The 25,442-nt window shown below is 65.6% G+C and carries 23 protein-coding genes; 1 reads left to right on the forward strand and 22 read right to left on the reverse strand.

Annotated features, from left to right (window positions below; translation table 11 throughout):
- Positions 1-8: 8 nt before the first annotated feature.
- From P6U25_RS06940 to P6U25_RS06970, 7 genes are all read right to left on the reverse strand, one after another.
- Complete coding sequence (locus P6U25_RS06940) at positions 9-977, reverse strand: ABC transporter ATP-binding protein (RefSeq protein ID WP_407150759.1); 969 nt, start codon at positions 975-977, stop codon at positions 9-11.
- On the reverse strand, positions 974-1,954 hold the full coding sequence (locus P6U25_RS06945; RefSeq protein WP_407152451.1) for an ABC transporter ATP-binding protein: 981 nt from the start codon (positions 1,952-1,954) through the stop codon (positions 974-976). Before P6U25_RS06945 ends, P6U25_RS06940 begins: the two co-directional genes overlap by 4 nt.
- Positions 1,951-2,868: an ABC transporter permease gene (locus P6U25_RS06950; RefSeq protein WP_407150760.1), complete on the reverse strand. Its 918-nt coding sequence runs from the start codon at positions 2,866-2,868 to the stop codon at positions 1,951-1,953. Before P6U25_RS06950 ends, P6U25_RS06945 begins: the two co-directional genes overlap by 4 nt.
- Positions 2,834-3,790, reverse strand: a complete 957-nt coding sequence (locus P6U25_RS06955) for an ABC transporter permease (RefSeq protein WP_407150761.1) — start codon at positions 3,788-3,790, stop codon at positions 2,834-2,836. The genes P6U25_RS06950 and P6U25_RS06955 overlap by 35 nt, the downstream gene beginning before the upstream one ends.
- A gap of 234 nt (positions 3,791-4,024) precedes the next feature.
- Positions 4,025-5,815 (reverse strand): peptide ABC transporter substrate-binding protein, encoded by a 1,791-nt coding sequence (locus P6U25_RS06960; protein ID WP_407150762.1) that lies wholly within the window; start codon positions 5,813-5,815, stop codon positions 4,025-4,027.
- 363 nt (positions 5,816-6,178) lie between these two features.
- Complete coding sequence (locus tag P6U25_RS06965; RefSeq protein ID WP_407150763.1) at positions 6,179-7,597, reverse strand: M20 family metallopeptidase; 1,419 nt, start codon at positions 7,595-7,597, stop codon at positions 6,179-6,181.
- Between the two features lie 279 nt (positions 7,598-7,876).
- A complete protein-coding gene (locus P6U25_RS06970) occupies positions 7,877-8,968 on the reverse strand; it encodes a mandelate racemase/muconate lactonizing enzyme family protein (protein ID WP_407150764.1) in 1,092 nt (363 codons plus the stop codon).
- 245 nt (positions 8,969-9,213) lie between these two features.
- On the opposite strand from P6U25_RS06970, the gene P6U25_RS06975 reads away from it, so the two are divergent.
- On the forward strand, positions 9,214-9,981 hold the full coding sequence (locus tag P6U25_RS06975) for a glucose 1-dehydrogenase (RefSeq protein WP_407150765.1): 768 nt from the start codon (positions 9,214-9,216) through the stop codon (positions 9,979-9,981).
- 21 nt (positions 9,982-10,002) lie between these two features.
- On the opposite strand, the gene P6U25_RS06980 is transcribed toward P6U25_RS06975, so the two are convergent.
- The 15 genes from P6U25_RS06980 to P6U25_RS07050 all read right to left on the reverse strand — a co-directional run bounded on the left by P6U25_RS06980 (position 10,003) and on the right by P6U25_RS07050 (position 25,440).
- A complete protein-coding gene (locus P6U25_RS06980; RefSeq protein WP_407150766.1) occupies positions 10,003-10,215 on the reverse strand; it encodes a hypothetical protein in 213 nt (70 codons plus the stop codon).
- 405 nt (positions 10,216-10,620) lie between these two features.
- A complete protein-coding gene (locus P6U25_RS06985) occupies positions 10,621-11,247 on the reverse strand; it encodes an FMN-dependent NADH-azoreductase (protein WP_407150767.1) in 627 nt (208 codons plus the stop codon).
- Between the two features lie 15 nt (positions 11,248-11,262).
- Positions 11,263-12,837 carry an isochorismatase family protein gene (locus P6U25_RS06990; protein WP_407150768.1) on the reverse strand — a complete coding sequence of 525 codons (1,575 nt, stop codon included), beginning with the start codon at positions 12,835-12,837 and terminating at the stop codon, positions 11,263-11,265.
- Between the two features lie 18 nt (positions 12,838-12,855).
- On the reverse strand, positions 12,856-13,704 hold the full coding sequence (locus P6U25_RS06995) for an MBL fold metallo-hydrolase (RefSeq protein ID WP_407150769.1): 849 nt from the start codon (positions 13,702-13,704) through the stop codon (positions 12,856-12,858).
- Positions 13,705-13,746: 42 nt separating this feature from the next.
- Positions 13,747-14,637: an amidohydrolase family protein gene (locus tag P6U25_RS07000; RefSeq protein WP_407150770.1), complete on the reverse strand. Its 891-nt coding sequence runs from the start codon at positions 14,635-14,637 to the stop codon at positions 13,747-13,749.
- Positions 14,634-15,752, reverse strand: coding sequence for a vWA domain-containing protein (locus P6U25_RS07005; protein WP_407150771.1), 1,119 nt, complete (start codon positions 15,750-15,752; stop codon positions 14,634-14,636). The genes P6U25_RS07000 and P6U25_RS07005 overlap by 4 nt, the downstream gene beginning before the upstream one ends.
- Complete coding sequence (locus tag P6U25_RS07010; RefSeq protein WP_407150772.1) at positions 15,749-16,630, reverse strand: AAA family ATPase; 882 nt, start codon at positions 16,628-16,630, stop codon at positions 15,749-15,751. Before P6U25_RS07010 ends, P6U25_RS07005 begins: the two co-directional genes overlap by 4 nt.
- A 9-nt stretch (positions 16,631-16,639) precedes the next feature.
- Positions 16,640-17,662 carry a xanthine dehydrogenase family protein molybdopterin-binding subunit gene (locus P6U25_RS07015; RefSeq protein ID WP_407150773.1) on the reverse strand — a complete coding sequence of 341 codons (1,023 nt, stop codon included), beginning with the start codon at positions 17,660-17,662 and terminating at the stop codon, positions 16,640-16,642.
- 2 nt (positions 17,663-17,664) lie between these two features.
- Positions 17,665-19,251: a xanthine dehydrogenase family protein molybdopterin-binding subunit gene (locus P6U25_RS07020; RefSeq protein ID WP_407150774.1), complete on the reverse strand. Its 1,587-nt coding sequence runs from the start codon at positions 19,249-19,251 to the stop codon at positions 17,665-17,667.
- A gap of 12 nt (positions 19,252-19,263) precedes the next feature.
- Positions 19,264-19,743, reverse strand: coding sequence for a (2Fe-2S)-binding protein (locus P6U25_RS07025; RefSeq protein ID WP_407150775.1), 480 nt, complete (start codon positions 19,741-19,743; stop codon positions 19,264-19,266).
- A gap of 6 nt (positions 19,744-19,749) precedes the next feature.
- A complete protein-coding gene (locus P6U25_RS07030) occupies positions 19,750-20,568 on the reverse strand; it encodes an FAD binding domain-containing protein (protein ID WP_407150776.1) in 819 nt (272 codons plus the stop codon).
- Between the two features lie 14 nt (positions 20,569-20,582).
- Positions 20,583-21,026 (reverse strand): SRPBCC family protein, encoded by a 444-nt coding sequence (locus P6U25_RS07035; protein WP_407150777.1) that lies wholly within the window; start codon positions 21,024-21,026, stop codon positions 20,583-20,585.
- A gap of 216 nt (positions 21,027-21,242) precedes the next feature.
- Positions 21,243-21,680 carry an SRPBCC family protein gene (locus P6U25_RS07040; protein WP_407150778.1) on the reverse strand — a complete coding sequence of 146 codons (438 nt, stop codon included), beginning with the start codon at positions 21,678-21,680 and terminating at the stop codon, positions 21,243-21,245.
- A 9-nt stretch (positions 21,681-21,689) separates the two neighbouring features.
- Positions 21,690-24,581: a flotillin domain-containing protein gene (locus tag P6U25_RS07045; protein WP_407150779.1), complete on the reverse strand. Its 2,892-nt coding sequence runs from the start codon at positions 24,579-24,581 to the stop codon at positions 21,690-21,692.
- A 25-nt stretch (positions 24,582-24,606) separates the two neighbouring features.
- Complete coding sequence (locus P6U25_RS07050; RefSeq protein ID WP_407150780.1) at positions 24,607-25,440, reverse strand: phosphoenolpyruvate hydrolase family protein; 834 nt, start codon at positions 25,438-25,440, stop codon at positions 24,607-24,609.
- Between the last annotated feature and the right edge of the window lie 2 nt (positions 25,441-25,442).

Here is a 25,442-nt window from a genome sequence, read left to right on the forward strand (position 1 = left end):
GCTCCGACTCACGCCAGATGGCACGCCACGAAATGCCCGTTGGCGCCCTGCCGCAATTCCGGCGCGCTCTGCCGGCAGCGCGCTTCCGCAATCGGGCAGCGGGTGTGGAAATGACAGCCCTTCGGCGGATTCATCGGGCTCGGCACGTCGCCCTTGAGGCGGATGCGCTCGCGCTTCGCCTTGGGGGTGGGCACCGGCACGGCCGAGAGCAGCGCCTTGGTGTAGGGATGCTGCGGATTACGATACAGATCGTTCGCCTTGGCGAGCTCGACGATGCGGCCGAGATACATCACCGCGACGCGGTCGGAGATGTGCTCCACCACGGACAGGTCGTGGGCGACGAACAGATAGGTGAGGTTGAGCTCGGCCTGCAGATCCTCGAGCAGATTGATCACCTGCGCCTGGATCGAGACGTCGAGCGCCGACACCGGCTCGTCGCAAACGAGCAGCTTCGGCTCCAGCGCCAAGGCCCGCGCGATCGCGATGCGCTGGCGCTGGCCGCCGGAGAATTCGTGCGGGTAGCGCTGCATGTGCTCGGCCTTCAGCCCGACCTTGACCAGCAGGCTGGCGACGCGCTCCTCGCGCTCGCTGGCCGAAGAGGCGAGGTTGTGGATGATGAAAGGCTCGCCGAGGATCGCGCCGATCGTCATGCGCGGATTGAGCGAGGCGAACGGATCCTGGAACACGAGCTGCATGTTGCGCCGCATGGCGCGGAGGTCGCCGCCGCCGAGGCCGGTCACGCTCTTGCCGTCGAACACCACCTCGCCCGATGTCGGCTCGATCAGGCGCAGCACGCAGCGCCCGGTGGTGGACTTGCCGCAGCCGGATTCGCCGACCAGCCCGAGGGTTTCGCCGCGATTGACTGAGAACGACACGCCGTCGACCGCATAGACCTGTCCGACCTCGCGCGACAGCAGGCCGCCCAGCACTGGAAAGTGTTTCTTGAGATCGGTGACGCGCAGCAGCGGGCCATTCATGACGCGTCTCCGAGGTGGCAGGCGATGCGGTGGCCTGGTGCAATTTCGCGCAAGCGCGGCTCCTTCTCGCGGCAGATGCTCATGGCGTAACGGCAGCGCGGCGCGAAGCGGCAGCCGGGGGTGGGATTGATCAGGATCGGTACCGAGCCGCCGATCGCTTCCAGCCGTGTCTTGTGCTCGGCGTCGAGATCGATGCGCGGGATCGACCGGATCAGGCCCTGGGTGTAAGGATGGCGCGGGTTGCTGAACAGCTCGTCGACTGGCGCTTCCTCCACCACCTTGCCGGCATACATCACGACGACGCGCTGCGCGGTTTCCGCGACCACGCCCATGGCGTGGGTGATGAGCATCACCGCCATGCCGAAGCGATCCTTCATGTCCTGCAAGAGGTCGAGGATCTGCGCCTGGATGGTGACGTCGAGTGCCGTGGTCGGCTCGTCGGCAATCACCAGCTTAGGCCGGCAGGCCAGCGCCATCGCGATCATGACGCGCTGGCGCATGCCGCCGGAGAACTGGTGCGGATAGTGATGCACACGGCCTTCGGCGTTGGGGATCTGCACCAGCTTCAGCATCTCGATGGTGCGCTCCAGCGCCTGCTTCTTGGTCAGCGCCTCGTGGCGGCGCAGGCTTTCGGCGATCTGCTCGCCGATCGTCAGCACCGGGTTGAGCGAGGTCATCGGCTCCTGGAAGATGAAGCCGATCTCCTTGGCCCTGATGTCGTCGAGCTGCTTGCTGCTCAGTGGCACCAGGTCGCGCCCCTCGAACATGATCTGACCCGCGACGATGCGGCCGGGGGGCATCGCGATCAGCTTCAGGATCGACATCGCGGTGACGGTCTTGCCGCAGCCGGATTCGCCGACGACGCAGAGCGTCTCGCCCTTGTTGATGCTGATGTCGACGCCGTCGACCGCCTGCAGGATGCCGGCGTCGGTGGCGAAGTGGGTCTTCAGACCTTTGATCTCGAGCAGCGCCATCAGATCACCTTGCGCGCGTCGAGCGCATCACGCAGCCCGTCGCCGATGAAGTTGATGGCGACCACTGCGATGAAGATCGCGCCGCCCGGGAACAGCGCCCAGTGCGGGCCAATGTCGAGAAAGTCCTTGGCGTCATAGAGAATTCGGCCCCAGGTCGGAGTATCGGGCGGAAAGCCGAGGCCGAGGAACGACAGCGTCGACTCCGCGATGATGGCGGCGGCGACGTCGATCGTGCCCGCGATAATGACGGGCCCGAGCGCGTTCGGCAGAATGTGGCGCACCACCTGCCGCACCGGGCTGGCGCCAAGCGCTCGCGCAGCCTCGACGAATTCCTTCTCGCGCAACGAGAGGAACTGGGCGCGCACCAGGCGCGCCACCGGCATCCAGCGCAATCCGCCGATGACCAGCACGATCAGGATGAAGATGCCGCCCTCCGGTCCGAACACCGTCTTGAGTCCGTCGCGGAACAGATAGATCAGGAGCAGCAGCAGCGGCAGTTGCGGCAACGACAGGAACAGGTCGGTGAGCCACATCAGGGCGTAGCCGAGCCCGCCGCGGGACATGCCGGCGAGCGCACCGATCAAGGTGCCGACGAACACCGAGACCAGCATTGCGGCGAGCCCGACCGCAAGCGAGATGCGCCCGCCATAGATCATGCGGGCGAGCAGGTCCTGGCCGAGGTCGTCGGTGCCGAAGGGATGCGCCAGCGACGGGCCCTGCAGGCCGGCCACGACGTCGATGTCGTTGATCGAGACGCGCCAGACCAGCGGGCCGATTACGACCGCCAGGATCAAAAGCAGCAGCAGCACGGCGCTGATCACCGCCGGCTTGTGCCGGCGATAGCGCCGCCAGGTCTCCCGCAACGGCGAGTAGCGTCGCCGATCAACGGAAGGAGATGCGAGGGTCAAGCCAGCCATAGAGGACATCTGCGATCAGGTTGAACAGCACCACGAGACACGCGAAGACGAAGGTCACGGCCATCACGACCGGCGTGTCATTGGCGAGGATGGAGGAAATCAAAAGCGAGCCGATGCCCGGAATGCGGAAGATCTGCTCGGTGACGATGGCGCCGCCGAACACCGCGGGCATCTGCAGCGCGATCAGGGTGACGACCGGGATCATCGCGTTGCGCATCACGTGCTTGATGATCACCTTGGTCTGGCCGAGCCCTTTGGCGCGGGCGGTGGTGACGTAGTCGAGCCGGATCACGTCGAGCATCGCCGAGCGCACAAAGCGCGTCATCGACGCCGCCTGGAACAGGCCGAGCACCATCACCGGCATGATCGCCTGCCGGATCGTTTCCAGCAGCCAGGGAATCCCGGTCCCCGGCACGTCGGTGTAGACGAACGGCAGCCAGTCCAGCTTCACCGAGAAGATCAGGATGAACAGGATGCCGGTGAAGAAAGTCGGCAGCGAGAAGCCGATGAAGGCAAAGGTGTTGGCGAGGCTGTCGAACAGCGAATAGGGGCGGGTGGCAGCATAGACGCCGACCGGGATCGCGATCAGCAGCGCCAGGATCTGCGCCGAGCCGATCACATAGAGCGTCGCCGGCAGCCGCTGCAGGATCAGCGTGTCGACATCGACCCGACTGACAAAGGAGAATCCCCAATCGCCGTGGGCCATGGCCGAGAGCCAGTGCAGGTAGCGAAGATAGATCGGGTCATCGAGCCCGAACTTGGCGCGCAGCGCGGCCTGCACCTCGGGCGGCACGTTCGGATTGGTGGCGAGCTCGCCGAACGGGTCGCCCGGCGCGAGCGCGAGCACCACGAACAGCACGAGTGAGATCCCGAGCAGGCTCGGGATCGCAATCATCAGGCGACGCAGGATGTACTGACTCATAAAGAAATCATCCGACTAACGGTCTCGCATAGAGCGTGATGATTTTGCTTCCAGCCGAAAGACGCACTTCACTTTGCCTCGCGTGCGGGGAGAGGTCGGAATTCAAGCGCAGCTTGAATTCCGGGTGAGGGGGACTCTCCACGAACTCACCTTTCACGGTATTTGCGGTTAAAGCCCCTCATCCCGTAAGAACGGGGAGAGGGTGCACCCTTCAACTCCAGACCGGTCCCCGGCTCAGGTTTCCCGGTACCAGTCTTGCAGGTTGTCGGTCTGGTTGGCCCAGCCGGAGAGCGCCGGCCGCAGCGTATTGGAGCAGGCTTCGACCGCGAGGCGGTGCATCACGGGGATCATCACCGTGTTCTCCCACAACAGGTCGTTGCACTTGATATAGAGGTCGGCGCGCTTGAGCGGATCGGTCTCGACATCCGCCGCATCGATTGCGGCATCGTAATCCTTGTTGACCCAGCGCGGGAAATTCTGGCCTTGCCACTTGTTCTCCTTGGTGGCGACATTGCGCGAGATGTAGCGGCGCATGTGCAGTGCGGGATCGGGCTGGGTCATCGGGATCTGGAACATCTCGATGTCGGCGTAGAACTTGGAATACGTGTCGGGATTGGCGACGTCCGAGGAGAAGAACACCGAGGCCACCACCGATTTCAGCTCGACGTCGATGCCGGCCTTTTGGCAGGCCTGCTTGACGATCGCCTGGGTCTTCTGACGCGGTCCGTTGATCGAGGTCTGGTAAAGCAGCTTGAGCCGCTTGCCGTCCTTCTCACGGATGCCGTCGGATCCTGCTTTCCAACCGGCCTGTTCCAGAAGCTGGCTCGCCTTCTCGATGTTGAACTCCCATTTGGTGTTCTTGGAGACGAACTCCTCGGGGCCGTTGAGATAGTTCGCGGTGGTGCGTCCGGCGCGGCCGTAGATCACCTTCTTCACGGAGTCGCGGTCGACCAGCATCGCCAGCGCCTTGCGCACGGCGGGATCCGACAGGATCGGGTGCTTGGTCTTCATCGACGAGCGCTCGCCGTCGACTTCGGTGTTGGGATCGGTGAAGTTGACCGCGATGAACTCGATGTCGCCGCCGACGGCATAAAGCGTCTTGCCCTTGCCGCCCTTTTCCAGGCGCAGCAGCACCTCGTCTTCGACCTGGATGTTCCAGGCGAAATCATATTCGCCGGTCTGGATCACCGCGCGTGCCGCCGAGACGGCATCGCCGCCGCCCTTCATCTCGATCGTGTCGAAATAGGGCCGGTTCGGCATGTGGTAATCGGGATTGATCTCGCCGCGCACCAGATCGCCCGGCTTGAACTCGATGAATTTGTAGGGGCCGGTGCCGACCGGCTTCAGATTGTTCGGCGCCTCGCGGGACTTACCGCCCTTGTACTCCGCGAACAGATGCTTCGGAAGGATGCAGCCATAGGCACCGACAAAGGCGTTGGCCCAGAACGGCGTCGGCTTCTTGAAGTTGATCCGGACAGTGAGGTCGTCGACCTTTTCGACGGTCATGTCGGCGTAGGTGCCGCTGGAGACGGCCGCCGTCGCGGGATCGGTGGCATATTCCCAGTTGAACACGACATCGTCGGCGGTGAACGGCTTGCCGTCGTGCCATTTGACACCGGGCTTGAGCTTCCATGTCACCGTCTTGGCATCGGCGGAGAGCCCGCCGTTCTTGATCGAGGGAATCTCGGCGGCGAGGATCGGGTTGAGATGACCGTCGACGTCCCAGCTCGCGAGCGGTTCGTAGAAGATGCGCGAACCGTCCTGGTCCTTGGTGCCGGTCGCGAAATGCGGATTGAGCAGGGTCGGGCCCTGCCACCACAGCAGTTTCAAGGGACCGCCGCCGCCGCGCTTGGTCGGCTTGTAGGGATTGGGGCTCTGCGCCATCGCGACGCCGCCGATGGCGAGGATCTGGTTGGCCATCGGCGCCGTGAGGCCGACGGCAATCATCCGCTTGACGAAGGCGCGGCGGTCCATGCGTCCGCCCTTTACGTCGTCGATCATGCTCCGCAGGTCTTTGTCGAACATAGTCCCCTCGTCCGGTTCCGGTGATTGCGGCTGGCCGCTGGATTGGGCTGCCGGTTCATTTGGCCGCAGATGGCACACCGAATGACCGCGCAGGTCAACGCCTCACGCGGCGCAGCCCATTGGTCTTTTGGCTATCGCTTGTGCAGGAGGCCACGTCGCCGCACATGGCTTCGGCATTTTCCGCGCCAAAGCATGCTCCCGCGCCCCGTGAGGTGCGGAAAATTTGTTCGTTATCCTTTGTTCTGATGCGTTTTTTTGGCGCGCGTCAAGCTTTGCCCGGGATCATGTCCCGGGCCAGGTTCTGGATCAAATCCGGCGCTGACCGGGATACGATCCCGGTCCGCCTCGAGTCAAAGCCGACGGTCAGGCCACCGACATATCCAACGGCGGTGCAACATTCGCCGGCAGCGGGCTGACATAAGGTGTCCGCGTGGTCCGCTTCTTCAGGTCCGCCTTGGCGGCCTGGATCAGCTCGGGCTCCATCAACGCCTTGACGCCGAGGCCGGCCATTGCCTTGGCGGCCTGCACCATCGCCTTGTGCGCCGCGGGCGTCTTGCCCTGCGCCACAACCTGCCAGGTGTGGAAGGGGGTGCCGATTGCAACCGTCGGTGCATGGACCTGCACGGTCGGCACCACCCAGCTCACGTCGCCGACATCAGTGGAGCCGATCAGTGGATTGCGCTTGGCGTCGATCGGAACCAGGAAGTCGGCCAGCGGTCGATCGGTCGGATCCATGCCGATCGCGTAATAGACCGAGGCGATGTCCTTCTCGGTCAGGGTCGCGCGAATCCTGCCGGCGAAGTCCTTGTCGGCATCGTCGAAATGCGGCGGGCCGAGGTCTTCCATGATCCGGTGCAACTCCTGCTCAAGCGGCGTGTTGGGCAGGATGTTGGAGACCGCGGAGATCACCTTCATCTCCACCCTGGTCTCGGTCATCAGCGCCGCGCCTTGCGCGATCTTGTGCACGCGCTCGACCAGCTCGTTCATGCCGGGCAGGTCGCGGGCGCGGATCGAATAGCGTACGCGGGCATGGGCCTGCACCACGTTGGGTGCGATCCCGCCGGTGTCGAGCAGCGCGTAGTGCACGCGGGCGTCGCTCGGCATGTGCTCGCGCATGTAGTTGACGCCGACATTCATCAGTTCCACCGCATCGAGCGCGCTGCGGCCGAGATGCGGCGAGGCCGAGGCGTGCGAGGTGCGCCCGGTGAAGGTGAAGTCCGCGCGCGTGTTGGCGAGCGACGGCGTCACCGCCACCTCCCAGAAGCTGTGCGGATGCCAGGTGATGGCGATGTCGGCGTCGTCGAACGCCCCTGACCGCACCATGAAGGCCTTCGCGGCGCCGCCTTCCTCGGCGGGGCAGCCGTAATAGCGCACACGCCCCGGCACCTTGTTGGTGGCGAGCCAGTCCTTCACCGCAGTGGCGGCGAGCAAAGCGGAGGAGCCGAGCAGATTGTGGCCGCAGCCATGACCGTGGCCGTTGGCCTCGATCGGACGATGTTCGGCGACCCCGGCCTCCTGGCTGAGGCCGGGCAGCGCGTCGTATTCGCCCAGGAAGGCGATGACAGCGCCGCCTTCGCCCCATTCGCCCATCAGCGCGGTCGGAATGCCGGCGACGTTCTCGGTGATGCGAAAGCCCTGATGCCGCAGCTCGGCCAGATGTTCGGCTGACGAGCGTGCCTCGGTGTAGCAGACCTCCGGCATTCCCCACACACGGTCGCTCAATTCGATGAAACGCGGCTTGATCGCGTCGACGCCACGCCAAACATCACTGCGGTTGTCCATTTGCTCCGGTCCTTGTACTTGCAAAGGCAAATCTGAAGCGCAAAAAGCTAGCAGCTTGCTGCGGGCTCGCCTAGCGTCGGCCGGCAGACCAGCGTTTCGGCAGCGTCACGACTACGAATGACTGTAACCGCGAATTCCGTTCACCTCTCCCCGATGGGGAGAGGTCGATTTGCGCAGCAAATCGGGTGAGGGGCCGCAACTCTCACGAGGGACCCCAACCCCTCACCCGGCGCTACGCGCCGACCTCTCCCGAGGGAGAGGTGAACTCCCGCCGCCTCATCACCTCGCGCTCAGCCGGTTCAATCCTGCCCAGTCGAACGCAACGCCGTGTCCCGGCCGATCCGGAGCGAGCGCCATGCCCTGTTCGAGCACCAGCGGATTTGCGATGTAACGATCGAGGCCGAAGCCGTGCGCCTCGAGATAGGAGCGGTTCGGACAGGCCGCCAGCAGATGGACGGTGATGTCGTGCGCGCCGTGGCTGGTGACCGGGATGTTGAAGGCCTCGGCGAGGCGCGCGATCTTCATGAAGCTGGTGACGCCGCCGCAATTGGTGACATCGGGCTCGGCATAGGACAGCGCGCCGCCGGCGATATATGGCTTGAACTCCCACAGGCTGCGCAGGTTCTCGCCGGCCGCAATCGGCACGCCGCCGGCTCGCAGGATCCGCGCATGGCCCTCGACGTCGTCGGGAATGGTCGGCTCCTCCAGCCAGGTCAGGTCGAAAGGCTGCAACGCCCGCGCGGCACGGATCGCCTCCTCGACGGTCCATTTCATGTTGGCGTCGGCCATCAGCGGAAACTCGTCGCCGAGATGGCCGCGCATCGCCTTCACGCGCGTCACGTCCGATGCAAGGCTCGGACGGCCGACTTTCATCTTGATGGCGCGAAAGCCCTTGGCGAGATTGTCGTCGGTCTGCTTCAGCAGGTCATCCAGCGGCATATCGAGATCGATGCCGCCGGCGTAACATGGCACGCGCGGGTCGAAGCCGCCGAGCAGCCGCCAAAGCGGCAGCGACGCCCGCCGCGCCTTCAGATCCCACAACGCGATGTCGAGCGCGGAGAGGGCGAGTACCGCCGGGCCGCCGCGGCCGCCATAGTGCAGCGCCCACCACACTTTGTGCCAGAGCTGCTCGGTGTCCTCGGCCTCCGTCTCGCGCGCGACCTCGCAGATCTCGCGGCTCAGGATATCGGCGATGGCGCCGCCGTTGCGCCCGACCGTGTAGGTGTAGCCGGTTCCTTCCGCGCCGTCGGCGTCGCGGGCACGGATCGTGATCAGCTCGAACGCCTTGATCTCGCCATGCGTGCTGTCGCTCAGCACGGTCGGCAGCGGGATATTGTAGAAGCCCACCGTGAAGTCCTTGAGGATGGCCACGTCGGGAAACTCCTGAGATCAAGAGGACGATACCGGACGATGCAGAATTCCAAATGCCGTTTCCGGCCGCAACCACCAGCGACTGAATGCCTGCCTTGAGCGGTCGGTCTGTCTCGCGCGAGCCGACGGTCGGTGTGGCCGGGATTTTCCTTCGCTGCCCGCTGGATCGACGGCTGGACGGTCGCTCATGGCAAGATATTGTCCTTCCTGGATCGCGTTCACAGCGCATTGAACGGAGCAGCACCATGAGAGGCTTGAAGAACCGCGTCGCCATCGTGACCGGCGCAGCCGGCGGCATCGGCCGTGCCATTTGTCGCCGCTTCCTCGACGAGGAGGTCAACATCATCGCGCTCGACATCAACGCCGACGCGCTGAAGCAGTTGGCCGCCGGCCTCGGCGCGGATGACCAGCGCCTGCTCTGCGTGCCCGTCGATATCGCCGACTATGCCGGGGTCAAGGACGCCGTCGATCGCGGCGTTGCCAAGTTTGGCAGGCTCGACATCCTCGTCAACAATGCCGGCTGGGACGTCGCCAAGCCGTTCCTGCAAACCGAGCCGGACCTGTGGGATCAGATCATCGCGATCAACCTGCGCGGTCCGCTCAATCTCCACAAGGCAGCGCTTCCTCACCTGATCGCCGCCGGCGGCGGCAAAGTTGTCAACGTCGCCTCCGATGCGGGCCGGGTCGGCTCGTCCGGAGAGGCGGTCTATTCGGCCTGCAAGGGCGGCCTGATCGCGTTCTCCAAGACCATCGCGCGGGAATGCGCGCGCGACAATGTCAGGGTCAACGTGGTCTGCCCGGGACCGACCGATACGGTTCTGTTGCGCTCCTTCGTCGGCGAAGGCGAGTATGGCCAGAAGATCTATGACGGATTGAAGCGCGCCATTCCGCTCAAGCGTCTCGGACAGCCCGACGATATTCCAGGCCTGATCGCCTTCCTGTCGAGCGACGACGCCGACTTCATGACCGGGCAGGTGATCAGCGTATCCGGTGGCCTGACGATGAGTGGATAAGGGAGCGGCTCGACCGTCGGGTCAGTCAGGCTGCGGCGGCTTCGTGCGCGCGATGGTCTTCAGCTCCCGATCGATCACCATGCAAACCCGGCGTCGCGCCAGCAGGTCGAGCCGTGCACGCGTGGTGCCTTGCTTGGGTTGTCCATTGACCTCGAATGACCAAGCCCAGAGGTCGGGCTCGATGTTGGCGAGTGTGTACTCAATATCCCGATGACGATAGATCAGCTTCTTCATGTCGTTTCTTTTTGTGAGCTGAAGATTCCATAGCCAGATCGGGAACACGGCTGTATCCGGACAACTACTTAGAGCTACGTTCGCACCACGGAATTTGCGAGGCGCTAATTTGGGGGGCTTTGTTCTTGCGCCCTCTGCTTGATGGGAGAGCGAACGAGATGCAAAGCTCGGACGATTCACGTCGCGAGAATCGCGGTGTCATGCCCCGCGCAGGCGGGCATCCAGTACGCCGCGGCATCTCGGCTCAAACGCTGGCGTCCCTGGAATACTGGATCACCCGCTGGAGCCTGTCATCGGGCGCGCGTTCGCGTGACCCGGTGATGACACAGTGCTGTTTGATAGGTGGGACAAGAGCCATCCCGACATCGTCCCGCTCTTCGCCGAGACGAGCATCGCCTGCGCCAATCAAAATCTTCCCGCGATCTCTGCAAGCCTCCGATGCGCAGCGTTGCGTGCCATGTGGATCGGCTCGGTCGGTCCGGTGGTCGGGCCGATCGGCACGAAGCGCACGTCGCCAATGCCGATGAAGCGCAGCACCTCGCGCAGATAGGGCGTCGCCATGTCGATGCGACCGCGATTCATGCCGGTGACGAAATCGCTGCCGCTCGCCAGAATCACGACGGTCGGGCGATCCTTGAGCAGCGGCTGATAGCCCTGCGCCGGATCGAAGCGGAAGGTCAGGCCTGGCTGGACAATGACGTCGAGCCACTGCTTCAACTTGTAGGGAATGCTGAAATTCCACATCGGCGTCGAGATCAGCACGCGGTCGGCCAGCGACAGCCGCAGCGCGAGGCGCTCGGCGGCCGCAAAGGCGTCGCGCTGCGAACTGCTGAACGACGTGCCTCCGATGCGGGCATATTTGGCCTCCAGCAGATCGCCTTCGAACTCCGGCAAGGGATCGCGCCAGAGGTCCGACGCGTCGATTTCCCAGTCCGGCCGCGCCTTCCGGAATGTCTCGAGAAAGACGCGCGCACCAGCAGCCGATTCCGATGCGGCACGCGGAGAGCAGGCGAGGTGAAGGAGCTTCGGCACCGCTCCCGCCTCTCTCTAGCCCAGCGCCTTGATGACGGTGTCGGCGTTGGTCACCACGGAGACGTTCTGGAGGGCAAAATTGATCGCGGCGTTGTGCCAATCGGCATTCATGGTCGAGCAGCAATCCTCCGGCACGATCATGAAATAGCCCTTGTCGGCGCCGGTGCGCGCGGTGTGCTCGACCGACATGTTGGTCCACGCCCCGGTGTTGATGATCATGTCGCGGCCGGTCGCCTTCAGGATCGTCTCCAGCCGCGTGCCCTCCCAGGCGCTCATCCGCATCTTCTCGACCACGAAGTCGCCCGGCCGCGGCTCCAGCCCGGAGACCGGCGCGGCGCCCCAGCTCCCACGCACCATTGCCTTGCTGTCGACCAGCCCCTCGAACAGCGGCGCGTTCAAGGTCACGCCGGGCGCGCCGGGCTCGACGACGAACCAGACGTGGATGATGGCGACGCCGTGCGCGCGGGCCGCCTCGGCAAGCCGCCGCACATTCTCGACGACGTGCTGCTGTCGCGCATGCGCGGGCGCACCGGAATCTGCGAACGCGCCGCCGTCCATGATGACGTCGTTCTGCATGTCCTGGATGATCATCGCGCAGCGCTGCGGATCGATCCGCATCTCGCCGGTGGTCAGGTTCGGCGCGGGAGCGGAGGACGATGTTGCGCCTGTGCTGCCGCGCCTGCCGCTCATATAGGGCTCGTGGCGCGGACCGACCTTGGTCGGGATCGCATAGACCGAATGGGTCGCGGTCAGATAGAGCGTGCGGAAATCCGGCCCGCCCCAGGCGAGATTGGCGACGAGCTCGGGCAGGCGGACCTTGCCGAGCAGGTCGCCGGCACGCGAATAGACCCAGACGCCGCCGGGTGCAGTGACCCAGACATTGCCGCGCTGGTCGCACTTCATGCCGTCGGGCACGCCAGGCTCGAGCTCGGAACGAATGCCGCTGGCGAACGCGCGCGGATTAGCAAGCGAGCCATCGGCCTGGACGTCGAAGGCGCGGATCAGCGCCTGCACGGTGTCGTTAACGTAAAGGATGCGCTCGTCGGGCGAAAAGCAGAGCCCGTTCGGCTGGTCGAATAGGTAGCGGTCCACCAAAAGTTTTGGCGCGCCGCCGCCGGGCGATATCAGATAGACGCCTTGGAACCCGAGCTGGCGCGGCCGCTCGACGCCATAGACCGGCATCCGGCCGTACCACGGATCGGAGAAATAGATCGCGCCCGACGAATGGACGCAGACGTCGTTCGGGCTGTTGAGCTCCTGGTTCTCGTAGTGCGAGGCCAGCACCTCGCGCCGCCCGTCGGGGCGCTCGCGGATCAGCGAGGAGGTGGCATGCTCGCAGACGATCAGATTGAGGTCCGCGTCGTAGGTCATGCCGTTGCATTTGTTCGACGGGCGCTTGACCTCGACCACGCCGCGCCGCGCATCCCATCTTCGTCGCACGTCGCCGGGCATGTCGGAAAATAGCAAGAAGTGATCGAGCGGATGCCAGATCGGTCCCTCGGTGAAATCGAAGCCCGTTCCCACCTGGCCGACAGGCGCATAGGGATCGATCAGGTCCTCGAACTCGGTGCGCAGGGTGACATGGGTCATCGCGTCAGTCCTTTGCGCTCACGCCGGGAACCAGTTGCGCTGCGGCAGGCTCTGCACGACCGGTCCGGGCACCTGGTCATGCAGCCGGCCGACCACCACGCCGCCTTCGATCTTCGCCGGGCGATCATGCACCGGCAGCAGGTAGCGCGAGCTGGAGAGCAGCTTCTTGATCGCGGCCTTCTCCGCGCGCTTGCTGGTGCCGTGATTGCCGGTGGTGCGCGGTTCGGCGTCGTGGATCTCGTTGAAGGGGGTGACGATCTGGTCGTTGAAATCGTAGATGACGTCGCCGCAGATCGTCGCGATGCCATCGGCGGTGTGGACGTGGATGTTCATCGAGCCCTCGGTGTGGGCATTGGCCGCGTCGCAATAGACGCCCGGCATCAGCTCGACCGGGCCGGTGATCTCGAGATCGAGGAAGCGCAGCGCGCTCTTGGTGTGCAGGCGGTCGATCAGGTGCTTGATGTCGGGTGCCGGATATTGCGGATGCATCAGGCCGGAGACGGAATATTCCAGCTCCTTGCGATTGAGGACGACTGTCGTGTTCATCGGGAACAGATCGTCCTTGCCGGCGTGATCAATGTGGAGATGGGTGTGGCAGACGAAGCGCACGTCGCCCATCCGCACGCCGTGGCGGGCGAGCTGGTTCTCGATCATGTTCTCGTGGAACTGGAGGCCGCGCATGCCGAGCGTCTCCATGATCTGATTGGAGCGATAGCCGGTATCGACCAGCACCGGATACGGGCCGCCGAGGATCAGGAAGCCGAGCGTCAGCACACGGCGGGTACGGCCGCAATTGTGCCCGAGCACGAGAAAGCTCGATTCCAGCTCGATATCGCCGTAATCCAGGATCTTGATCTCCAACGGCATTGCATTCCTCCCAATTCGTGTTCGTGTCTGTGTTCGCAGCGCCTAGGGCGCGAGCCGATAGACCCGCGTCGCCGTCGTGCTGAAGATCGCCTCGCGCTGCTGTGGGCTGAGCCGCGCGGTTGCCGCCTCGAAGGCCCCAACGAGGTCGCGATAGCTGGTCCACAGCTTCTCGATCGGAAAGTTCGAGCCGAACAGGCAGCGCTCCGCGCCGAACATCGCGACGGTGTCGGTCACGACATCGGCGATGTGTGAGGCGTCGTTGCGGTGGATGAAGGTGCCGAGCCCGGAGAGCTTCGACACCACGTTCGGACATTGCGCGAGCCGCGCCATGCCGACTCGCCAGGCTGCGCGTCCCTGTGGCGATAGGTCCTCCAGCATGCCGGCATGCTGGAGGATGAAGGTCACGTCGGGACAGGCGGCGGCGAGGCCGGCCGCGCCTTCCATCTGCGGTGCGAATACCTGCAGGTCGAAGCTCCAGCCATAGTCGGCGAGGCGCCCGACATTGCGCCGGATATTTGGATCGGCGCAGAGATCAGCACGCGCCGCGAAGCGATAGAGCTCCTTCTCGTGCCAGTGCATCTGCATACGCACGCCGCGCACCAGCGGATACCGCGTCAGGCGATCCAGTTGCGGGCGGACGTCATCGACGGAGAAGTCGGCATAGGCGACGATCGCGTGCGGCCAGCCATGCTGGTCGGCGGTTTGCTGCACCCAGGCGGTCTCGTCCTCGAACCGATCGGTCGGCCAGTTGGTCTGGACGTAGACCGAACGGGTGACGCCGCTGCCCTTGAGGTCGTCGAGATATTCTTCAATCGGATAGTCGCGGCGGATCGGCTCATAGGGGCCGAAGATGCGCGGCTGCATCGGACCGGACAGCCAGGCGAGATCGGCCTGACGCCAGATGTGATGATGGCCGTCCACGATATCAGTCACGCAGCTCTCCTTCGTCCGAGCGACAGCAGATGCGCAACCATCGCCGCGCTCGATCCGCCGTCCACGAGATCATCGACAAAGCGCTGGATCGCGATCAGCGCTTCGGTTTGCGGCCGAAAGCCGGGCCCGGTCGCGAGCGGCGTCAGCCAACTTACGCGCCAGGCCCGGCGCGACAGTTTTGCGACCGCATCGCGCAGCGCGGCTGGATCGCCGCGCTCCAGACCGTCAGAGACGATCACGACCGCGGCGCCGCGGGCATATCCGCCGAACCGCGGCACCGCGAGGAAGGCTTGCAGCGCATCGCCGATCCGGGTGCCGCCGTCCCAGTCGCTGACCAGGAATGCGGCCGCGTTCAATGCTTGCTCGCGTCGCTTCAGCCGCAGCGCGCGGGTGACGCGGGTCAGCCGCGTGCCGAAGGTGAAGACCTCGACATTGCCGGCCGCCTGTGCCAGCGCATGCGCGAGCTTCATATTCTCTTCGGTGCGCGCCTTCATCGAGCCGGAAACGTCGATCAGGAGCAGGATCTTGCGCGGGCGCTCGCGGCGGCGCAGGCGCCCGAGCCGCAGCACCTCGCCGTCATTGCGCACGCTGTCGCGCAAGGTACGGCGGAGATCGGCGAACGGACCACTGCGCGCACGCCGTCGCCTGTGACCGCGCCGCCGCGGCAGCCGCCGTGCCGCCTCACGCGACAGCCGCCGCAGCGGATCGCTGGTCGAGGTCTGCGCGAAGCGGCGCTCGACCAGCGCCTCGGCACGCGCCGCGGCGAGGCCGGACTCATTGGCTTCGTCGGCGAGCGGCGGCTCGTCCTCGCCGCGGCCCTCTTCCTGGAGGCGGACAGTCTCGTCGTCGTCGCCTTCGGCCCGCTCGATCGCTTCAGAACCGCGGAAGTGGATATCGAACAGGCGATCATATGTCGCGCGGCGCCCCGGCGGCGGCGCCAGTGTCGCGAGGCCGGCCTGGCGGATGTGCTCGAGGCTCCGCGGTCCCAGCAATTCGATCGCCGCCAGGAAGCTCGTGGTCTGCTCCGGCGCGATCGAGAAGCCGTTGGCGCGCAGCAGCGCGACAAAGGAGACGAAGACTTGCGCGGCGCGCGGCAGCTTGAGATCGTCGCTCACGCGGCGGCCTCCGCGATGATCGCATCGAGCCGGGGTGAGATGAAATGAAGATCCTCCTCATCCTTCAGCGCGACGCCGATCGAGCGCTTGAACGCGTCGGGCCAGCGTGCGCCGCCCTTGTAGAGCAAGGTCGCGGCCTCCGCCCAGTCGACGGCCTCGGCGATGCCCGGCGCCTTGCTGAGCGGCTCGCGGCGGAGCTTGCCGACTGCGGCGACCACGGCCCGGGCGGTCGCCTCGGCGACGCTGGAGGCCCGCATCATCACGATGCGCGCCTCGCGCTCGGCGTTCGGATAGTCGATCCAGTGATAGACGCAGCGTCGCCGCAGCGCTTCGTGCAGATCACGCGTCCGGTTCGACGTCAGCACGACGACCGGGTGCTCGGCGGCGCGCACGGTGCCGCGCTCGGGAATCGAGATCTGGAAGTCCGAGAGAAACTCGAGCAGGAAGGCCTCGAACTCCTGGTCGGCACGATCGATCTCGTCGATCAGCAGCACGGTCGCGTCGGGCGCGCGCAGCGCGGCGAGCATCGGGCGCTCGATCAGGAACGCCTCGCCATAGATGTCGATGCTCTCCTCACCCGCCTGCCGGATCGCCAGCATCTGGCGCGGATAGTTCCACTCGTAGAGCGCGGCGGCAGCGTCGATGCCCTCATAGCATTGCAGGCGGATCAGCTTGCGGCCGAGCACCGCGGCGATCGCTTTCGCCGCCTCGGTCTTGCCGACGCCGGGCGCGCCTTCGAGGAGCAGCGGCTTGCCGAGCGCGAGCGAAAGATAGGACGCCGTCGCGATGCCGTCGTCGGCGAGGTAATAGGCCGCGCGCAGCGCTTTCTCCAGCGCCTCGGGGCTGTCGATGCCGACGATGTTGCTGCGAACCGGCATGGCAAACCCTCAGCGTCGCGGCTGCGGCCGTGCGCCGCCCTGCGCCTTGATCGCGCGCAGCACCTTCTCCGGCGTGATCGGCAGATCGTCGATCCGTACTCCGACGGCGTTGAAGATCGCATTCGCAATGGCGGGCAGCACCGGATTGGCGCACATCTCACCCGGTCCCTTGGCGCCGAACGGGCCGTCGGGCGCCGGGCGCTCCAGCACCGCGATATCGTGCGGGCAGATGTCGCCGGGTCCCGGCATCAGATATTCGACGAAGTCGCGCGGCCCGTGCACTGGATCGGGATAATAAGGCTCCGGCGTCTCGTAGAGCGCGTGGCTGACGCCCATCCAGGCACCGCCGACGAGCTGTTGCTCGACCAGCCGAGGGTTGAGCGCGCGGCCGAGCTCATAGGCAGAATCCATCCGGACCATCGCGACCTCGCCGGTCTCGTCGTCGACCTCCACTTCGGCGACGAGGCAGGCATGCGCATAGCATGTCGCCGGCGACATCTCGCCGGTCTCGGGATCGACATCGGAGAGCGGCACCAGGAAGATGCCGCGGCCGGAGATCGTCTTGCCCTGCTTGAACTGCGCGGCAATCGCGACGTCCTTCGTCGAGATCGAACGATGCGGCGCGCCCTTGACGTGGATGTTGCCGCGGCCGTCGGTCTCGAGATCAGCGGCGTTCACCTCCAGTTCCTCTGCCGCGGCCTCCATCATCACGCCACGTGCCTCGCGCGCCGCCGCCATCACCGCGTTGCCGACGCGATGCGTGCCGCGCGAGGCGAACGAGCCCATGCAGTGCGGGCCGGTGTCGGAATCGGCGGTGTCGACATAGACGTCCTCGACCGGCACGCCGAGCGTCTCGGCGCAGATTTGCCGCGTCACCGACTTCATGCCCTGGCCGAGATCGATGGAGGACAGCGCGACCGTGAACTTGCCGCTCGGATTGGAATGCACCAGCGCCTGGCTCGGGTCGCCGCCGAGATTCATGCCGATGGGATAATTGACCGACGCGATGCCGCGTCCACGATGCCGGGCCATGGTCAGCGCCTCCTGGTGCCGAAGACGGACGAGAAGCGGGTGGCGCCGTGCGACGGCGCACCAGGCCGCGGCGACGGTGGCGGCGCAGCCGGGGGAGGAGGTGGCGGCGGCTCGCGGGTTGCGACCGGTGCGCGGTCATACGTCGTGCGCTGCTGGGATGGCGCGGCCGGCGGCGCATGCGCCTCGCGCGGGGTCGGCGTCACGGCGGCGCGGGCGCCGCCACCATCCTTGCGCGACGACATCCGCTTGAACTCCTCGCGGATCGGCCATTTGGCCTTCTCGGCGGCGACCTGCACGCATTCGATCAGCGCGGTGTTCTTGGCTTCGCGCCGGTGCGCCTTCATGTCGCCGTCGCGATACGCATTGAGGATCCGGAATTCCATGGGGTCCATGCCGACGAGATGAGCGAGCTTGTCCATCTGGCATTCGATGGCGAAGTCCATCGCTGTGACGCCGAAGCCGCGCATCGCCGTCGCCGGTGTCCGGTTGGTGAACACGCAATAGACGTCGCCATGGACGTTCGGGATGGTGTAGGGCCCCGGCAAATGCGCGGCGCATTTCACCGCGGCATAGCTCGACAGCCGCGTATAGGCGCCGCTGTCGAAATAGGCACGCACCTTGCGGGCGACAACGCGGCCGTCACGCATCACGCCGTCCTTGATGTAGATGCGCTCGGCGCCGCGCGGCGGGCCGTATTGCATCTCTTCCTCGCGCCCGAACACGTAGCGCACCGGCCGCCCGGTCAGCATCGCGCCGAGAATGCAGAGCGGCTCGGTCAGCGTATCGACCTTGCCGCCGAAACCGCCGCCCACGGTGCCGCCGATGAAGTGGAAGGTGTTGGAGGGAACGTCGAGGATCTTGGCGCAGGTGTCGACCGAGAAGAACAGCGCCTGCGTCGAGGTGTAGACGATATAGCGGCCGTTGGTGTCAGGTGCCGCGATCGAGCCGTTGGTCTCGGTCGGAGCATGCTCGATCGGCGACATCTGGTAGCGCTGCTCCAGCACGTGATCGGCGGAGGCCAGCGCGCGGTCGGCGTCGCCGAACCGCAGCTTCTGATGATCGTAGGTCTCGTGATAGGTGAAGGTGTTCTTCGGGTAGACCTCGTTGACGACGGGCGCGCCCGGCTTCAGCGCCTCTTCCACATCGAACACGGCGGGCAGCGGTTCATAGTCGATCCTGACCTTGGCGATCGCCTCATAGGCCTCGCGCGGACTGTCGGCGACGACGGCGACGATCGGCTCACCCTTGTAGCGCACCTTGTCAACAGCGAGTGACGGCTCGTCGTCCTTGCCGAAATTGATCAGGCTGAGCAGCGTGTTGAGGTTGCGCGGCACATCGGAGCCGCGGATCACCCGCCGCACGCCCGCTGACCGTTCGGCTTCCGAGGTGTCGATCCGGCGCAGCCGCGCATGCGAGTGGGCGCTGCGGACGACCTTCAGGTGCAGCATGCCCTGCAGCTTGTGATCGTCGAAATAGGGCGAGGTGCCGGTGACATGGCCGAGCATGTCCTGGCGCTGCGTGCCCTTGCCGATCTCCTTCAGATTGTCGTCACGCTCGTCGGCGAAGATGTCCTTGCGCAGTTCCAGCATGGCACTGTTCCCTTACGCGCGCGCCCGGCTGCCGGATGCGGCTGATAGCACGGCGTTGATGATCGGCTCATAGCCGGTGCAGCGGCAGATATTGCCCGAGATGGCCTCGACAACGTCTGCGCGGCTCGGCTGCGGGTTGCGATCGAGCAGCGCCTTCGCGGCCATCAGCATGCCCGGCGTGCAGTAGCCGCACTGGGCGGCAAAATTGTCGGCAAAGGCACGCTGCAGCGGGTGCAGATTAGGGCCATCCTTCATCCCGTCGAGCGTCTCGACCGAGCGGCCGGCGACCGTTTCGGCGAGCGTCAGGCAGGCGAGATGCAACTCGCCGTCAACAAGCACGCTGCAGGTGCCGCAACCGCCCTGGCCACAGCCGAATTTCGGCGTCATGTCGCCGATCAGCTCGCGCAGCGCGACCAACAGGTTGGTGCCGCCGTCGACGAAAATCGCGACGTCACGGCCGTTATGGCGGAATTGAAGGGCGGTCTTGGTCATGACGATCTATTCCTGACCGGACAACAGGCGGCGGAGGTGGACGCCAACGATCTCGCGGCGATACCAGGCGCTGGCGAGCGCATTGTCGCCGGGAGAGGTTCCTTCGACGGCGGCCGCGGCGGCTGCATTGATCGTGGACGAATCCAGTGAGCGTCCTTCCAGCGCGCGCTCGGCGGCACGGGCGCGGATCGGCGTTGCCGCCATCGAGCCGAGCGCGACGCGCGCGCCGACGATGCGGCCACCATTGGCGGGCAGATGCGCAGCGAGCGTGATCACCGCGCCGCCCTTCGGCCTGATTCGCGCGACCTTGCGGTAGCGAAAGGCGTCAGCGCTGCCGGGCCGGGCGAAGGAGATCGCGAGCACCAGCGCACCGGTCTGCCGGTCGCGCGACTGCAGGAATTCCTCGACTGGGATCTCGCGGCCGCCGAGGCCACCTTGCACCGACACCGTCGCTTCGAGCGCAAGCATCGCAACCGTGAAGTCGCCATACGGAACGGGCGCGAACAAATTACCGCCGACGGTGCCCATGTTACGTACCGCCGGCCCGCCGATCGAGCGCGCAGCGGCGTGCAGAAAGGCAAGCTCTCGCTCGGCCAGGACGCGCGCAAAAGTGACGCCGGCACCAAGCGTGATGCGGGAACCGGTGGCGTCGATCCTGCTCATCGCATGATCGTTGGCGCGCACGATGGTCGAGATCGAGATATCGCCCTCGTTCAGCGCCTGCATCACCAGCGTGCCGCCGCCGAGATAACGGGCACTGCGATCCGACGACAATGCAGCCGCTGCGTCGTGGGTGCTGGTGAAGGTTTTCACCGTGATGGGCATGATGTCCTTCCCGCTTACGCGGCCTCCTTCAGATGCCGGCGGATGGCTTCAAATCCCGCCTGGTAGATGTCTTCCGAAACCATCTGCGTGATGCGGTCCTTATCTTCCGGCCGCGTGGTAAAGCGTGATTCCCAGTGCCAGAAGGTGCGGTCGCCGTCGGTCACCGGCAGCAGCCGAACATGCGCCACGTAGTTGAACATCGGGATCGGCGTATCGAGCAGGCAATAGCTGAAGCTCTGCTCGAGGTCGGACAGCGCCAGCAACTGCTCGCGCAGCTCGGAGCCGTCCTTCAGCTTGAACCGCCTGACACAGCCGATCTTGTCGGACGGCTGCGCGCGCTCGATGGCGCTGGTCGCGACCGCCGGGTGCCAACGATCGTGCCCGTTGAAATCGCGCAGCACGGCCCACGCCGCATCGGTCGGCGCATCCAGGATCGTGCTCTTGACGATATGCGGCACGGGCTAAAATCTCATGTCGATGGTTTCGAGAGCTGCGTCCGCAAGCATCACCTCTCCCCAACGGGGAGAGGTCGCGCCGAAGGCGCGGGTGAGGGGGCTGACGTCCCACGAGAGGGCGCGACCCCTCACCCAGATCGCGTCTTGCGATGCGATCCGACCTCTCCCACAGAGGGAGAGGTGGACCGGCAACATGGCGGTAACTGATCGATGCATCTGCTAGCCCCCGAACGCCCGCTTCAGCGCGTCGAACCCGCCTTGAAACACGCCGCCGCCTATGTTGTTGATGAGCTCCGTCTCGCGTTCCGGCGCGCAATCGAATTCGGCGGTCCACTCCAGGAAGGTCTGGTCGCCGTCGGTGACCGGCGTCAGCCGCAACGTCGCCACGTAGTTCTCGACCCCCATCGGCGATTCCAGGATCGAGTAGGTGCAGAACATGTCGTAGTCGGAGAGGCCGAGCAGCTTCTCGCGGATACGGTCGCCATTGCGCAGCCGGAAATCCCTGACACAGCCGATTTTGTCCGACGGTTCGCCGCCCTCGATGCGACTCTCCGCGATCGCGGGATGCCAGTTCGGCAGCCCGTTGAAGTCGCGCACGCGAGCCCAGACGCGATCGTTGCGCGCGTTGACGACGGTGGAGACGTAAACTCGTGCCATGGCGTGAGCTCAGTCCTTCTTGCGCGGCGTGCGCTCGGCCCGCGGCTCGCCGCCGCCCTCCGGCAACGCCTGCTTGGCATCGCCGCCGCTCTTTCGCGTGGAATCCTTGATGCCCTGCATGTCGCGGGCCTCCCGGATCAGGCCGGGCATCTTCGCCAGGCTGCCGCCCTCGACCCCGATGTCGGAGAGGATCGAATCGATCAGCGGCGCCTGCACGCGGTAGCGCAGCGCGGAGTCGATCACCTCGTCGGTGGCGCTGCGGCTGGTGCCGTTGCCATGGCCGTTGCCGTTGAGGCCGTCGACCTGGAGGATGCGGATGCCCTCGATCTTCTCCATCGGCTTGACGCTCTCGCGGACGATGCCCTCGATGCGATCGAGCAGCTTGCGGCGGAACAGCGAGTAGCGCGCCTGGTCGGTCAGCACATTCTCGGCCTCGTTGAGCAGGCGTTGCGCCTCGGCCTCGACCGCGGCGCGGACGCGCTCGGCCTCGGCCGCGATCCTTGTCTCCTCGGCCTGCTTCTCGGCGAGCAGCACCTCGACGGTCTTGCGCCGCTTGGCAATCTCGCTTTCGCGCGCGGTGACGACGCGTTCGGCGGCCTCGGTGGCGCGCATCCGGGCGTCTTCGGCGGCGGCGCGGGCCGCGGACTCCTCTAGCGATTTCTGATGCAATGCGATCGCCTTCTCCATTAGCGCGGTTTCGACATCCTGCTCCCTGTTGACCTCGAGCTTGCGCAGCTCGCGCTCGCGGCCGATCCGGGCCTCGTCGAGGCCGCGGTCGGAGGCAATCCGGGCGCGCTCGACCTCCTCGCGCGCGGCGATCTCGGCTTCTTGCAACGATTGATTACGGGCGACTTCGAGCTGCTCGATCGCACGGCGCCGCGCAATCCGCGCCGCTTCCAGCGCCTGCTCGCGGGAGACGTCGGTGGTGTCGACTTCCCTGCGGGCCACGATCTCGGCTTGCCTGACCTGCCGGTCGGCGTCGATGCGCTCGGAACGCTTGGCGGCGAGCGCAATCACGCGCTCCTCGTCGGCGAGTTCGATTGCCTTTTTCTGGTCGATGTTGAGCACTTCGCGGGTCCGCGAGGAAGCGATCCGCTCACTCTCCAGCGCCAGTTCGACGTCGATGCGCTGCCGCTCGATCGCGTCGCGGCGCTTCAGCTCCGCGGCCTCGATCGCTTCGGTGCGCTCGATCTCGAGCCCGCGGGTTTCCCGCTCGGCGCGGATGCGCTGCGCGGCGACTGACTTCTCCTGCGAGATGCGCGCGGCCTCGATCGCCTCGCGCGAGGCGATGTCGGCTTCCTCGATCGCACGGGTGCGTGCGATCTCGAGTGCCCGGACGCGTTCCTCCTGGGCGATCCGCGACGCCTCGGTGGCTTCGCGTGCGCTGATGCCTGCGATCTCGACCGCCTGGTTGCGCTCGATTTCGAGCTTGCGGGTGGTGTGGTCGGCGGTGATGCGCTCGGCAGCCAGCATCTTCTCGCGCGCGATGCGGGCGGCTTCCACCGCCTTCTGCGCCTCGATCTCGGCCTCCTGGATAGTGCGCACCTGCTGGATCTCCAGCGCGCGCGTCCGCTCGTCGGACGAGATGCGCTCGACATTGACCGTCATGGTCTGGGCGATACGCGCCTTCTCGGTGGCCTCGCGAGCGGCGATCTCTGCCTCCTCGACCGCGCGGGTCCGCTCGATCTCGCGACGGCGGGTCTCTTCCTCATTGGCGATGCGCGCGTCGGTGACGACGCGGTCCTGCTGAATGCGGGCCTTCTCGATCGCTTCCCGCGCGGCGATCTCGGCTTCCTCGACGGTGCGCATCCGCTCGATCTCGCGCTGGCGGACCTCGCGCTCGGAGGCGATCCGCGTGGTGTCGACCGCGCGCTGGTTGGCGATCCGGGCTTTCTCGATCTCCTCGCGCGCCAGCAGCTCCTTCTCCTCCACGGCACGGGTGCGCTCGATCTCCTTGTGCCGGGTCTCGCGTTCGGAGGCGATCCGCGCCTCGGTGATCGCCTGCTCGTTGGCGATGCGGGCCTTCTCGATGGCTTCGCGCGCCGTGATCTGGGCCTGTTCCGCCTCGGTCTCGCGCAGCGCGCGTTCGCGGGCCACCTCAGTGCGCTGCAGGGCGCGGCGCATCTCGATGTCGCGCTCCTGCTCCAGGCGGGCGGTCTCGCTCTCGCGCTCGATCTCCAGCGCCTGGCGCTCGGCTTCGAGGTTGCGGGAGCGGATCTTGATCATCGAGTCCTGCTCGATGTCATTGCGCAGCTTGCGCTTCGCCTCGATATCCTCCATCAGGCGGGTCAAGCCTTCGGCATCGAAGCGGTTCGAGGGATTGAAGTATTCGAGGTCGGTTTGATCGAGATCGGTGATCGCGACCGACTCCAGCTCCAGGCCATTCTGCGCCAGCGCTTCGGCCGCATTGGCCTTGACGCGGGCGACATATTCGCCGCGCTGCTCGTGCATCTGCTCCATGGTCATTTCGGACGCAACCGAGCGGATCGCCGAGATGAACTTGCCGGAGAGCAGAGTGTGGAGCTGTTCGGGCTCCATCGTGCGGCGGCCCAGGGTGGCCGCGGCGATCGAGACGGCCTCGCGGGTGGGCTGCACCCGAACGTAGAAGTCGGCCTCGATGTCGACGCGCATGCGGTCGCGGGTAATCACGGCGTCCTGCCTGGAGCGCACGATCCCCATCGGCAGCACATTCATGTTAACCGGCGTGTAGTCGTGGATGAACGGCAGCACGAAGGCACCGCCGTTGATCACCACGCGTTCGCCGAGGAAACCGGTGCGGACGAAGGAGACCTCCTTCGACGAGCGGTGATAGAGCCAGTTCACGACGTACACGATGATGACGATCGCAACGATTGCGACGATGAGCCAGAGGATCAATTCACCTGCCAGCATCCCCGACATCTCTTCCTCCCTTGGTCACGGCGCTTCAGCGCGCGCCGATCGCCTTGAATTTACGAACCTGATCCGTCAGCGCCCGCTCGACCGGCAGGCGCTCCATCGAGGAGGCACCGTAGAAGCCGTGGCAGTTGCGCGTCTTCTTCATGATGAAATCGGCATCCGCCGGGTCCGCAATCGGACCGCCATGCGCGAGCACGATAATGTCTGAATTGACGCTGAGCGCGGCCTCCGCCCAGGCCTCGATGCGGGCAGGGCAGTCGGCAAGCGTCAGTGCGGTTTGCGCGCCGATCGTGCCGCCCGTGGTCAGGCCCATGTGGCAGACGATGATATCCGCGCCGGCGATCGCCATCGCCGCGGCCTCCTGCTCGCTGAATACATAGGGTGTGGTCAGCATGTTCTTCTCATGCGCCTTCGCGATCATGTCGATCTCGAGCGCATAGGACATCCCGGTCTCCTCGAGATTGGCGCGGAAGGTGCCATCGATCAGGCCGACGGTCGGAAAGTTCTGCACGCCGGCAAAGCCCAGCGCCTTGAGTTGGTCGAGGAACACGTCCATGTCGCGGAACGGATCGGTGCCGTTGACTCCGGCGAGCACCGGCGTCCTGGTGACGACCGGCAGCACCTCGCCGGCCATCTCCATGACGATCGCGTTGGCGTCGCCATAGGGCATTAACCCGGCGAGCGAACCGCGGCCGGCCATGCGGTAGCGGCCGGAGTTGTAGATCACGATCAGGTCGACGCCGCCGGCCTCCTCGCATTTCGCCGATAGCCCGGTGCCCGCGCCGCCGCCGACGATCGGCTCGCCGCGCGCGATCATGTCGTGAAACTTCTTCAACAGCGCCGAGCGTTCAAACCTGGGCATGG

It is taken from the genome of Bradyrhizobium sp. ORS 86, assembly GCF_045571475.1.
Taxonomy (GTDB): Bacteria; Pseudomonadota; Alphaproteobacteria; order Rhizobiales; family Xanthobacteraceae; genus Bradyrhizobium.